Origin of the sequence: Thermogladius sp. (assembly GCF_049970955.1) — an archaeon.
GTDB lineage: Archaea > Thermoproteota > Thermoprotei_A > Sulfolobales > Desulfurococcaceae > Thermogladius.
In genome coordinates, this window is the sequence record NZ_JBMFLY010000010.1 from 14,535 (window position 1) to 26,720 (window position 12,186).

General features: G+C 53.9%; 10 protein-coding genes and 1 pseudogene. 6 read left to right on the forward strand and 5 right to left on the reverse strand.

All coding sequences use genetic code 11. The annotated features are described in order from the left end of the window. Positions 1–40: 40 nt before the first annotated feature. Entirely contained in the window at positions 41–514 is a 474-nt protein-coding gene (locus tag ACP5VX_RS02740; RefSeq protein ID WP_428724373.1) for a hypothetical protein, read from the reverse strand. A gap of 136 nt (positions 515–650) precedes the next feature. Here ACP5VX_RS02740 and ACP5VX_RS02745 point away from each other — a divergent pair, with 136 nt between their 5' ends. The 5 genes from ACP5VX_RS02745 to ACP5VX_RS02765 all read left to right on the forward strand — a co-directional run bounded on the left by ACP5VX_RS02745 (position 651) and on the right by ACP5VX_RS02765 (position 7,049). Next, positions 651–1,490 (forward strand): hypothetical protein, encoded by an 840-nt coding sequence (locus ACP5VX_RS02745; RefSeq protein WP_428724374.1) that lies wholly within the window; start codon positions 651–653, stop codon positions 1,488–1,490. 74 nt (positions 1,491–1,564) lie between these two features. Beyond that, a complete protein-coding gene (locus ACP5VX_RS02750) occupies positions 1,565–2,920 on the forward strand; it encodes a RuvB-like helicase (protein ID WP_428724375.1) in 1,356 nt (451 codons plus the stop codon). A 6-nt stretch (positions 2,921–2,926) separates the two neighbouring features. Further along, positions 2,927–4,081: an aminotransferase class V-fold PLP-dependent enzyme gene (locus ACP5VX_RS02755; RefSeq protein ID WP_428724376.1), complete on the forward strand. Its 1,155-nt coding sequence runs from the start codon at positions 2,927–2,929 to the stop codon at positions 4,079–4,081. Then, complete coding sequence (locus ACP5VX_RS02760; protein ID WP_428724377.1) at positions 4,074–4,952, forward strand: RIO1 family regulatory kinase/ATPase; 879 nt, start codon at positions 4,074–4,076, stop codon at positions 4,950–4,952. The genes ACP5VX_RS02755 and ACP5VX_RS02760 overlap by 8 nt, the downstream gene beginning before the upstream one ends. A 96-nt stretch (positions 4,953–5,048) precedes the next feature. Further along, the gene (locus ACP5VX_RS02765) at positions 5,049–7,049 is read left to right on the forward strand and encodes a DUF460 domain-containing protein (protein ID WP_428724378.1); all 2,001 of its coding nucleotides are present in this window, start codon (positions 5,049–5,051) and stop codon (positions 7,047–7,049) included. Here the strand turns inward: ACP5VX_RS02765 and ACP5VX_RS02770 are convergent. The 4 genes from ACP5VX_RS02770 to ACP5VX_RS02785 form a co-directional block, all read right to left on the reverse strand. Continuing rightward, entirely contained in the window at positions 7,041–8,273 is a 1,233-nt protein-coding gene (locus tag ACP5VX_RS02770; RefSeq protein ID WP_428724379.1) for a methionine adenosyltransferase, read from the reverse strand. The two genes, ACP5VX_RS02765 and ACP5VX_RS02770, sit on opposite strands and share 9 nt — an antisense overlap. A gap of 73 nt (positions 8,274–8,346) precedes the next feature. Continuing rightward, on the reverse strand, positions 8,347–10,299 hold the full coding sequence (gene rqcH / locus ACP5VX_RS02775; protein WP_428724380.1) for a ribosome rescue protein RqcH: 1,953 nt from the start codon (positions 10,297–10,299) through the stop codon (positions 8,347–8,349). After that, the gene (locus tag ACP5VX_RS02780; protein WP_428724381.1) at positions 10,277–10,912 is read right to left on the reverse strand and encodes a hypothetical protein; all 636 of its coding nucleotides are present in this window, start codon (positions 10,910–10,912) and stop codon (positions 10,277–10,279) included. Before ACP5VX_RS02780 ends, rqcH begins: the two co-directional genes overlap by 23 nt. Continuing rightward, a complete protein-coding gene (locus ACP5VX_RS02785) occupies positions 10,897–11,784 on the reverse strand; it encodes an MBL fold metallo-hydrolase (RefSeq protein WP_428724382.1) in 888 nt (295 codons plus the stop codon). The genes ACP5VX_RS02780 and ACP5VX_RS02785 overlap by 16 nt, the downstream gene beginning before the upstream one ends. Before the next feature lie 51 nt (positions 11,785–11,835). Between ACP5VX_RS02785 and ACP5VX_RS02790 the strand changes: the two are divergent. Beyond that, a pseudogene (locus ACP5VX_RS02790) lies at positions 11,836–12,186 on the forward strand (endonuclease NucS); the annotation flags it as partial.

A 12,186-nucleotide genomic window follows, 5' to 3' on the forward strand; every position in this document is an offset into this window, starting at 1 on the left:
AAATATAGCATTACTTGAATCAGAGGTTTCGAGCTCCTAGTTATGCTTTGGACGCCCTTCTCTTGACCTTGATCTCGACTTCCGTATCGATAGGGGCGATTTTGGTCTTAAGCTCGTTGACGAGCTTCTCTATGGTCTCCTTGTCGTTCTTAAGGGTTGTCTCAAGGTGTTTCCCTAGGAACTCCCTGCCTAGGCTACTTACAGACAGTTTTTTCTTCTCGTTTACCTCAAGTAAGCCGAGGTACTTGAGAACTGAGAGGTCGCTTGATAAGTCCTTGCTCGTCGGGGTCTGGCCTATGACGACGAAGTTGTAGCCGAGGTCGTACCCGTTTTGCCGCATATGGTAAAGGAGGTGTATCAGTGCTTTTTCGCTTATGTCCTTGAACAGGGAGGTGATGTATAGGAGCTTTATTAGCCTAGGGCTTTTCTCGACGTCGCTTAACGTCACAACATGCCTTGTAACGATCTTTAGCTCCTTGCTCTTGGAGGTTTGTGGTTGCTGCGGTTTGGACACTAGCCACACCCGCCTTGTACCTATTACGTTATCACGGCCTATAAAATTGAGTCGCAACATTGTACCGGCGAAGTATTTGAGCCGATACGTCATCTCTAATAGTCTAGTGAGAAAAACAGTTGCGTGATGGTCAGGTTTGGGGGAGGTAAGAGGAGAACTGGAAAGACTAGATGTGGCACGGGTCCTAGAGACGGTAGCGTCGAATAACCCGAGTCTCAGAAGCGAGGTCGACAGAGTCAAGGAAATGTATGATAGGCTTAGTGGACTCCAACTATACGTTTTGAACCGCGAGGTTTCTTTTGGGGCCTACCTTCTCCTCTACAGGTTGACGCAATTAGCCTACGCCGTCGAAAGGGGCTTCGACAGCATCACCGTTGCGTCCCTGTTGAGAGACCTTGGGAACACCCTAGAGGAGACGTATGCTCGTGCTCTCAGAAGCAGCAGGTTACAGAGATTACAATTCGCCGCCCCTGTTGTGCTGTCCTCAATAGCGTTTCTCCTATGCTACGCGAGTTCCGGTCTATTCGTCCCGCTACTCTCGTTCATACTGGGGGCTATCGCAGTACCCCTCTTCGCTTTGTCTGCGACGTCTTCATACCTGTTGGACATATCAGGCGGGCTGTTGGGGCTTTCCACCTCGTTTGAACAAGGGTATGACGCCCTCACGATCACTCTCTACGCATTGATCGTGGTCACCAACGCTACGTACCTGGTGCTTTTCGAGGCGGCCAGGTCTGGGGGAGGCGCATTCCCAAGGCTTGTCTCCAGCTACATGCTCCTAAAGGAGTATCTGGTCTTCGTAGACGCCGGTAGCGTGGAGGTCGACGAGGAGGTCTTAAAGCTGTTCGCGAGAAACTATGGAGAGATAGGCAAGGACCTGCTGCTCTACAAGATCAACGCGTTGAGGGCCACAGGGTTCTCGAGTGATGAGATAACGAGGAGGATTAGAGCCCTACTCGATAGCTACAAGGAATAAAACGACCACTTCTAATTATAGTAAAGTATTGATTGCGGGTTTTGCGCTACCTAGTGTGATAGGAGGTGTGAGCCATGCCAGAGATTAAAGTGGAGACTATCAGGAGGAGGGCCAGGATCAGTACCCACAGCCACATAAGGGGGCTGGGACTGGACGAGAAAGGTAGGGCCTTACCTGTTGCGGACGGGTTGGTGGGGCAGAGAGAAGCTAGGGAGGCAGCAGGCATAATAGTACAAATAGTCAAGTCGGGCAGGATGAGCGGCAGGGGCATCCTCTTCGTCGGTCCTCCTGGTACCGGCAAGACGGCGCTGGCTATCGCGATCGCGAGAGAGCTCGGCGAAGATACACCGTTTGTTGCAATGAGCGGTAGCGAGATTTACAGCAGCGAGAAGAAAAAGACGGAAATACTCATGGAGGCTCTACGCAGGTCTCTAGGCGTGAGGATAAGGGAGAGAAGGCTTGTCTACGAAGGCGTTGTCAAGGACATCAAAGTCAAGAGAGTAAGGCACCCCATGGCACCCTACCTCACTATACCCCGTGAAGCGCGCATAGTACTAGCGACAAAGGACGAGGAAGTCCCGCTCACGGTCGGCGAGGAGATAACCGAGCAGATAATCGAGATGGGGGTTAGAAAGGGTGACGTGATATGGATCGACGCAGAGACAGGCAGGGTCTTCAGGGAGGGCAAGGCGAAGGACTTCGCTGAGGCGAAGACGTACGACGTGGAGACCAAGAGGCTTGTCGAGATACCTCGCGGCCCGGTCAAGAAGGAGAAAGAGATAGTCAGGACCCTTACGCTACATGAGCTGGACACGATCGTTGCCTCCCAGAGGGCGTTGATAAGCTTCTTTGGTTTCGCCTTCGAGAAGGAGATACCGCCGGAGGTTAGGAAAGAGGTCGACGAGACGGTTAGGAAGTGGATCGAGAGCAATAAGGGCGAGATAGTCCCCGGAGTCTTGTTCATAGACGATGCCCACATGCTCGATATCGAGGCTTTCAGCTTCTTGACAAGGGCGATGGAGAGCGAGTTCTCCCCCTTGATCATCCTAGCGACCAACAGAGGGATGGCCAAGATAAGGGGTACGGACATCGAGTCCCCGCACGGCATCCCCCTAGACCTCCTCGACAGGTTGTTGATAATACCAACGAGACCTTACACCCCTGAAGAAATGAGGGAGATAATCAAGATTAGAGCCGAGGAGGAGGACATCAAGCTGACCGACGAAGCTCTAGAGGAGCTGGTCAAGCTCGCTACCGAGACGAGCTTGAGGTACGCTGTCCAGCTCCTGGAGCCCGCCTATATAATAGCCGGCGAGAACGGTAAGGAGCAGGTAGGGGTCGAAGAGGTGAGGAGGGCGAGACAGCTATTCATAGACTTGACAGCCAGCGTTAAGTACTTGAAAGAGTTCGAGTCCAAGTTCTTAAAGTGAGAGTTAATGACGACCCTCAAAGAGAAAAGAGTAGCCGGTCTACTGAGGGATCTCTACGTCCTAAGTAGCAAGACCCCTAGACACGAGTCATCGATACTTGGCTCGATGACCACTCCGCCAGACCCCTTAGCACTTCACGCGTTCAGCGTTTTTTCGCACACGAACCTGGCGGACATCGAGCTCTTCCCGCCTCTCAAAGACATGTACAGGGAAGTCCTCGAATTCGCGGCCGCTTTGTATGGGTCTGGCAAAGGCTACGTCACGGCTGGCGCTACCGAGTCCAATATAGTGGCGCTCTTTGTCGCGAGGGAACTCCACGGGAAGGGGAGTAGCGTTGTTCTAGCCCCCGACACTGTCCACTTGTCTGTAGAGAAGGGTTGCAGGCTATTAGGCTGTAAACTCGTGAAAGTCCCGACAGGGAACAAACCAGTCGACCCAGGGCTACTCGAGGACTACGTCCGAGTTCACAAACCCTTCGCGATCGTTGTGACGGCAGGCACCACGGAGCTAGGTCTGGTGGACCCGCTGAGAGAGGTGGCCAAAATAGCTTCAGAGCACGGCGTCTACCTACACGTCGACGCGGCTTACGGGGGATTGATCGTACCGTTCCTGTACGAGAAGGGGCTTCTTAGAGACAACGTCTACTTCTACCCGGGTGTCTCGAGCATCGCGGTTGACTTCCACAAGTTCGCGGCGGTCCCCCCACCGGCCGGGCTCATACTGTTCTCTAGCGACGAGTACCTGGATAAGAGCTGCTTCGAATACTCCTACACGCTCTCGGGGAGGACGTGCGGCATACTGGGGACCAGACCCGGAGGTAGCCTAGCAGGCATCTGGGCTGTCGTCAAAGCGGTGGGAGTAGAACGTCTAAGGGAGAGGGCGCTATGGGCGTATAGAGTGGCCGCAGACCTCTACGAAAGGATTAGTTCACTACGCGGATTCGAGGTTGTCAAGCCTCAAACAACCATTGTGGCCTTCAGGCATAGGTGGGTGGACAGCCTGGCTCTCCTTGGGCACCTGGCCGAGAGAGGCCTGTTTGTCTACAAGGCGCCCAGCATCCGCGGGTTGAGAGTCGTGGTAATGCCCCACTTCAACGAGCATTTGATCGGCAGGTTCCTGGACGCCCTAGACGAAGTAGCGAGGACAACTCCCGATGCCTAGTCTCGGCCTCATCTATAGATCGTTGAACGAGGACGACTTCAAGGTTCTCAGGGCGATGGAGAGGCTCTCAAAGAGGCGGGACCTCATCCCGCTAGAAGACATCGTCAGGGAGACCAGGTTATACGAGGAGAAAGTCTCGCTTGTGCTGTACAAGCTCCACAAGCTCAAACTAGTAAAGTCGGCTTTGACGGGGTCCTCCAGGTCTTTTAGGCTGACGTACCTGGCCCTCGATATGCTAGCGTTGAAGAGTCTCGTTGACCAGAACATTATATCCGCCATAGGTGATAAGGTGGGCGTCGGTAAGGAAAGCGACTTGTACAAAGCCATGTCACCCAGTGGAGAAGTACTGGTTATAAAGTTCTTGAGGATCGGCCGCTCCAGCTTTAGGAGGACGAGACTTCTGAGGAGCTGGGCCCAGTCGCCGACAACCACGTGGTTTGAGCAGTCCAAGGTCGCGGCCGAGAGAGAGTACAAGGCGCTGGTCGACCTCTATAGCAACAAGGCGAACGTGCCCAGGCCCTATGGCTTCAACAGGCACGCGACAGTAATGGAGTTCATCGACGGAGTCGAGCTGTTCCGCAGGCCGCCGCTTAGAGACCCATTGAAGGTCTTGGAGCAGATCTTCGAGACGCTGAAGATAGCTTATTCGAAAGTAGGCATCGTCCACGGGGATCTGAGCGAGTACAACATAATCGTGTCAAAAAATGAAGAGAGGCCATACATCATCGACTGGCCTCAATACGTGTACAAGGAGGAGCCCAACGCCCTCCCTCTACTCAGCAGGGATGTCAAGTACATACTGCGGTTCTTCGGCAAAGTGTACGGCGTCGGCAGGGACCCGGACGAAGTCGTTAGGTATATCACGGCCTAACCTCGAAGGGAAGTGGTACGAGACTTCGGGAATTATTAAATAAGGCGTGAAATACTTGCATGTTTGTTGGCTGACAGTGCTCCAAGGGCTGGCATTTTGTCCCAGTACGGTGGTCCAACTAACAGGGGCTCGGAGGACGTATGCGTAATAGGCGTGGACATTCAGCCAGGTCACTCACCCTCGTCCACTCAAGCGGCTAAGTACTCGGTCGTCGTTCTGAGGAACAACGAGGTCAAACAGGAACTGAGAGACGCGACTCTCGGTAAAATAATTAGGCTCGCGTGGGAGTGCGGGAAGGCGATCGTCGCCGTCGACAACATCTACGAGCTCGCGCCCGATAAAAAGAGCCTACTAAAGCTCTTCGAAATGCTCCCGGAATCCACGGAGATCGTACAGGTCACGGCTGGGGTAGAAGGATTCAGGAGCCTCGAGGAGATCAAGAGGAGTTTAGGCCTAGACGACCTGAACACCTCAGACCCGCTGTCCTCAGCTCGCATAATAGCGTATGCCGCTAGTAGAGGTGTGGGTCTCAAGATCGGGAGGCGCGTCACGAAGACGAAAATCGTTGTTACACGGGGTAGAAGTGTAAGCCACGGTGGTATGAGCCTGAACAGGTATCTAAGGAGTATTAGGGCCGGGATACTCTCGGTTACGAAGGACATAAAGAAGGTGCTCGACGAGAAAGGGTTGGACTACGACCTGTATATCAGGAGGAGTAAGGGGGGTCTAGAGAGGAGCGTCTTCATAGTCTACGCTCCGCGCGATGAGTTGTATGGGCTGGTGAGACCTATTAAGAGCAAGGGGGTGAAAGTAGTAATAAAACCCCTAGCGGACGTCTTCGTCGGGGAGGAGGACAAGGAAACCCCGATCAGGCCCGTAATCGTTGGAATAGACCCTGGCATGACCACGGGCTTGGCCATTATAGACCTCGATGGTAGGGTCCTACACGCCTCGTCCTACAGGGGTATAGACAGGTCCGCTATAGTAAACATCATATCTGAGTACGGTATACCCGTTGTGGTCACCAGCGACGTTAACAGCCCACCAGACCTCGTCGAGAAGATCGCGGCCCAGACGGGCTCGGTTCTTATATCGCCTCCCAGGGACCTGGAGGCGAGCGAGAAACAAAGGCTACTCGAGAAAGCCGTCAGTCTGAACAAGGACCTGGAGCTAAAAGACTCTCACGTCAAAGACGCGGTGGCGGCCGCTTACAAGGCGTTGAACATGATCTCGGATAAGCTATTAGTGGTGAGGAGGTACGCGAGACACTATAGATTCAAGAACAGCCTACCCTACATACTGAGGGACATCTTGAAGGGAAGACCTGTAAACGAAGTGATAGAGAAGTACATCGAGATAGAGCTCAAGAAATCCTCGGCACCCGCCAAGCCGGTAGCCCTTATCGAGCGACAAGGAGCACAGGAGCCAAGCGACACTCTAGCGTTGAAACAGAGACTCGTAGAATTGGAGGCCCTAGTAAAGTCCCTGGAGAACAAGCTAGCCGAGAAAGAGGAGGCTCTAAGGGACCTCGAGCTCGAATTAAAGCTCTTAAGGAGTAAAAAGTGGGACGAGGAGTGCGAGAGAAGGATTTACATGCTGACAAACGAGATCGGCGAGCTGAGGAAGAGCGTTGAGGACAAGGAGAGGAAGATCAACGAGCTGGCCGAGACGCTGAACAGGTTGTCTAAAGCCCTCAAGGAGGTGTCCGAGGGCAACTTGCTAGTTGTCCCAAGGTTTAGAAAACTCCCTGACGCGCTAAAAGTCACTCCACCACAGCCCGTCGTCTTCGTGGACGAGGTCGGGGTGTTGGATGAGGAGACTCTCAAGTACTTGAAGTCGAACAAGATAGTCGTCTTGACCCGTAAGAAGGGTATTAGCTACACGCCGGCAGCAATTATAGAGTACAATCCTGTCGTGGAGTTCAACGACGTGGTTATAGTCGAGAAGAGGGTCATTAGCGAAGGCCAGAAGCTTTGGAGCGACATCGAGAAACAGGAGAGAGAGGACGAGCTTAATCGCGTGCTCAAACTCATTGAGGAGTATCAAGCCGAGCGCATGAAAAAACTCGGTGTCAAGCGCTTCGACAGATCAATATAGTGTAACTTTACCCTCGAGTATCAGCTTCGTGATGTCCCTGATGTTGTCTAGCTCGTTGTTAACAACACCCTCGATCTCGCTAACTATGTGAGAGGGCAAGTCGGTCTTGGAGAAGTCTAGCGGGATCATCTTAACGCTGACTACTTGGGGGCTGTCTATGGGCTTACCTATCTGGCTCAAGATCTCCACGTAGACGTCTTTCACGTAATCGCTAGACACCTCGTATATTTTCTTCGCGAGGATCTCCGCCAACACGTTGTATATCTTGCCGACGTGGTTAACCGGGTTCTTGCCAGCCGTGGCCTCCAAGCTGATCGGCCTCATAGGCGTTATCAGCCCGTTAGCCCTATTGCCACGGCCTGTAGCCCCGTCGTCCCCGTGCTCGGCGCTAGTCCCCGTAACGGTTAGGTACACTACGCCTCTTTCGGGCATGTCTGCTGTGTTGACGTGTACCTCCACGTTGTAATCCGGCATGACTTTCGACGCCAGGTCCAAGACGTCCTCGGCTACCTGTTGCTTGTAGTTCAAGTACTCGCCGACGTCCTTGACCTGGCTGTCGATGAACGCGACGGCTATGGTCAGTCTCACCTTCTTGTCCACCCTTAGACCCATCACCTTGATGTCCTCACCCACGGCTGGGAGCTTTTTCTTGTAATCGCGAGAGTTGAGAAGCCTCTCGGTCTCGCGGACTAGCTGCTCTAGTGGTGTAAGCGGGTAGAAGCCGACCCCGATACTGGTGTCGTTGGCCAGGGGTACACTTCGTTTACCCGCCTCGAACACGGCGACGAGGTCGGCGCTCCCCTTCCTGACCATGTAGTCTACTACTACGTGCGAGTCCGGGTCTAGATACCTCATGTTCTCTCTAATCCAGTCCCTAACCGCCTTGACGATGATACTGCCAAACGGCACTCTCTCGACGCCGCTCTCGGTTCTAACCTCCGTAGTGGCTCTACCGGCCACAATAATGTAGATCGGTTCGATGACCTCGCCTCCACCGAAACGGGGGTTGGCCTGACCGCCCACGAGCAGTGTTTTGTCAAGGTTGTGGTGTAGGATCGTCCCGAACTCCTTTAAGTAGTACTGGCAGAGAGCCCTCGAGGCAACTTCGCTAGCCGAGTCCGCTATATAGTCGGGGTGCCCCAACCCCTTCCTTTCAACTAGCTCTACACGCATGTCCCTGACGCTTTGAAATTTTATCGCTTCAACGACTATGTTTCTCGCCACTTCAATCACCAATAGCCCAGGTTGTTTCCTTAATTAATAGAACCGAAGATTTTATAATTAACTATGATTAACCTCAAGTCTTGACAGTTTTCACTACTACGGAGGGGCCCGGCAGACGCTCAATTATGTCGTTGACCGAGATAAACTCGCTGGCCAGCCCCTTCACGATCAAACCGTAGACTTCCTTCGCAACAGTCTCGACAGGCTGGTCGGACGGCCTCAGAACCACGTATGAGACGGTCCTGCGCTTGACGAGGTCCTCAGGGCCCGTGAACAGCCTGTAGTAGACCCCGTAGACGCTACTCTCAACCTTCTCGACCCCCAGCGCCAACTCGAGGGGTATGCTCAGGTAGTTTCTTTTACCGTAGACCATGAACGAGCCCTTTGGCAGGTACTCCCCGCTCGGGGGCGACTTGGAGACCTGTCCCCCCCTCACCCAGAACACATCTACGGACGCTAGGCCAGCCCTCCAAGCTTTAGAGTAGCAGGCGGTCAGGTACGCTGCTTCGCGTATATCGGTCTCGGGCACGTCCCTGCCGCGGGCCTTCACTACAACCACCGGTGCCCCGTGTACATCGGCGTGGAGGAATATGTCGCTCTCCTCCATGTACTTCCTGTACAACGTCTCGTTCTGGTCGGCGTCGCGCCCACCTATAGCCAGGAACCCGTTGCTCGTAATCGTCCAGTGAAACCTCTCGTACCACTCTCTAGGCCTTATCACAAGTCTGGGCTCCTCCAGCGGCGCCTCGCCTATTCGTTTCAGCTGATCCTCCATTTCACGCTTTTTGTTCATAGCTGTCTCGAGCTTCCTCTCCAACTCGCCGATCCTCTTTTTAATCTCGATGACGTTTCCTTTGAGGTCTAGCCTTATGTCAAGCCACACGGTTGAGTCCCCGACTTTTACGAGGACCAACCCCTTGTCCGCTTGGTAGGACTCGACCCCGCTACACCTCTCTGGTACCGACTCCCAGCCGATAGTCCTTCTGACTTCTTGGGCGCAAAGGAGTGCCTGCTCGACTAGAGCGTAGTTTTCGTAAATGGTGTTCAGAATGCTCCTGTACTCATCTAAGTCTTTTTGGAAAGCCGAGATGTGTTGCTGTATTTCTTCTATGGCCCTCTTTAGTTCGGCCGCCTTCTCGCCTACTTTCCTCAACGTAGTCTCTCTAGCAACCCTCCTCTCGTAGTGTCCGAAGAACGTGTCTACAGCAGCGTTGAAGTCTAAGGCTTTGACGCTCAGTCCGTACTCCTCAATGAGGACGCTTGGCTTGAATGATGTGAACAGGAGGGGCTCATCAGACGCGGCGTAGACCAGGAAGCCGTTGCCGTTCTCGGCCTCTTTTACTACCTCGTTGTACAACCCGGCTAGGTTCTCGAGGTCCTTGCGCGCGATGTCCGCGGGCTTCGCGCTTTTCAGCTCGAATAGCCCGGCCCTGAAAGCGAGTTCTTCGGCGACGTAGCCTGGTAGCCCCCAACCACGGGTCAACCCCTTGATTAGGGTGTCGTGCTCTAGGAGGACCTCCACGAGCTTCTCGGAGGTGGGGGGTAGCCCTCGTGCTGGAGGGGGTTGGTACCTTACCCCGCGCTTTATAACTCTGTCCCTGAGCTCCATTTGTCTAGATGCGAACAAGATCTTCTCCTCGGAGTTCGCTATTACGACAACGCCTCGCGGTAGAAGCTCAATAAACATGCTGTACTTTTCAGACCCCTTGGCGAGCTCTACTCTTAGTACCCTCTCCCAACCAACCTGTCTGACACCGAGGACCTTGACGTTGTCGAGGTGCTTCCTCACGAATATTGCGAGGGGGTCTACCTTCTTTTCAGAGGGCACTATATTTGACAGGTGGAACCTAACGCCCGGTTCCAGCTTAATGTTCACCACACCCTCCCTGCACCTGACCTTCGCCAACCAGTAGAACTGAACCCTGTAGAAGTTGTCGAGGTAGCAGTCCTTGAGCATGTCGTTGTAGAGCCTGGCCGCAACATACACGTCTATGACATCCATGCTACTTTTCTCTAGACCCCTCACCGTATATCTCCTCCACGATCTCTGGGGGTAGACGTCTGTACCTAATGTAGTACTCCAGCCCGGGCGCCAGGAGAGGCCTGCCTTCAACTAGCGGGTAGCGGTATGGGAGGTACACATAGCCGTGGTCGGTTTCCACGGTGACGCCGTCGACGAACCCCAGCCCCGTAAGCCCCCTGTTCCTGAACAAATACATGATGTAGTAAACAGTGCCGTCTATGCTGAACTGTTGCTCACCAATGTTTCTAGCCTCGCATTCGGGGAGCTTTGACGTAATATAGGTATAAGTTCTCCCCCGGGGCGGGTGATCGCCGAGGATACCGCCCACTACGAAGTACCGAGCGCGTAGGAAGTCCTCGTATTCGATTCTTCGAGACGCTCTGGGGTCCAGTATGATCACCTCGCTCGCTTTTAGGACGCCGCTCTTTACCAGTCTCACCACGCTCTCGTTGACGACCCTTCCATACCTGCTGAGCAGTCTTGTGTAGTTTGGGGGCACGTTCGTGAAGACCAAGTTCTCCCTTCCAGCGATAGCACTGGCGTGCCTGTACTCCAAGATCAGCCACGGGCTCAGGGCTTCCTCGAGGTGTTCAATCACTATTATCGGCGACCCCATAGCTCCCTCCTCCTCGCTTCAAGCTGGTTAACGGGTTGGTTCATGTACTCTGCGGCCGTTGTTAGCCTGACACGCACGCCTCTCAACGATAATGCTCTCTCTACCGTCTCAAAAACCCACCTGTAGTCAAGGTCTCTGAGGAGGTGGTGGTCAACTATGATCGTGGACTCATCCGGCAATGAGGAGGCCACTTCGAGCAGTCCCTGGACGCCCTTCTCTATTTCGGGCTCGGGCGTTTTCAGGTCTCTCAAATAGGTGGGGGGCCCGCTAATAATTAGAACGTCGGGCCTCGCCTTTTTTAGGAACTCGACACCCGCGTTGGACATCGGGCCCTGCGCGTCGCTCGCGTGTACAAGGACTTTCCCGCCCGCTCTTATAACTGTGTAGACCAAGTAACCTAGTCTCGTGTTCTCCGACCCGTGTGGAAGTGGAGGCGAGAACTCTATGGTTAGGTCTCGATCGATCCTGAAAGACCTGCCGTCGGCGATCTCGAGGCCTCTGACCTTGCTTGAAACCCCTCTCGTAACGAACAGACTGTACGCCCTCGCTCTTTGGCTGAAGTTGATATTCCTCGTGAAGTCTTTTGCTAGAACAACCTTGCCGGTGTAGAGGTCCTCCTCGCCTCTCCTATACAAGAAGTGGTCTCTGTGGTAATGGCTCACGACGACGTACTCCGCTTCTAGCATTAGACTTCTTATTTCGTGTAAAGCCCTCTCTAGGGCTTCCAGCTCGACCTCGTGTGGCGGTAGACCAAATCTGCGAGGCGCCAGGTTAGCGCCGGGGTCAACGAATATCGTGACGCCGTTCACGTCGATAAACGTTGCCATACCCCTGGTTCCCATACTATCGAAGCCTATGAGCCGCACTTTCATCTGAACCACTTAAATAAGCACACTCACGATAGTCTATTCTGGTTGCCTGGATTGATAAAGGCGATTAAAGAGCCAGACTTGGAGTCCGCGTTGAGAGAAGTCATCGACGCTATTAGGTCTAAGGAGGTGCTCCTCCTCATTGGCGAGTGCGAGGTCGAGTACGAGGGTAGGGGCTACACGAGGCTTTCCGCAGGGGAGAGAGTGGTCGTAGTCAAGAGTGACGGCGCGTTAATGGTCCACCGGCCAACTGGTCTCCAGCCGGTCAATTACCAGCCTAGAACCGACCTCGTAGAGGCCTGGATCGAGCCGGATGGGAGGCTGTCCCTGGTCGCCGTCAGGGACAAGCCCAGAGAAGTCTTGAAAGTCGCTTTCACTAAAGTCAGCGTACTGGTAAGAGGTAGG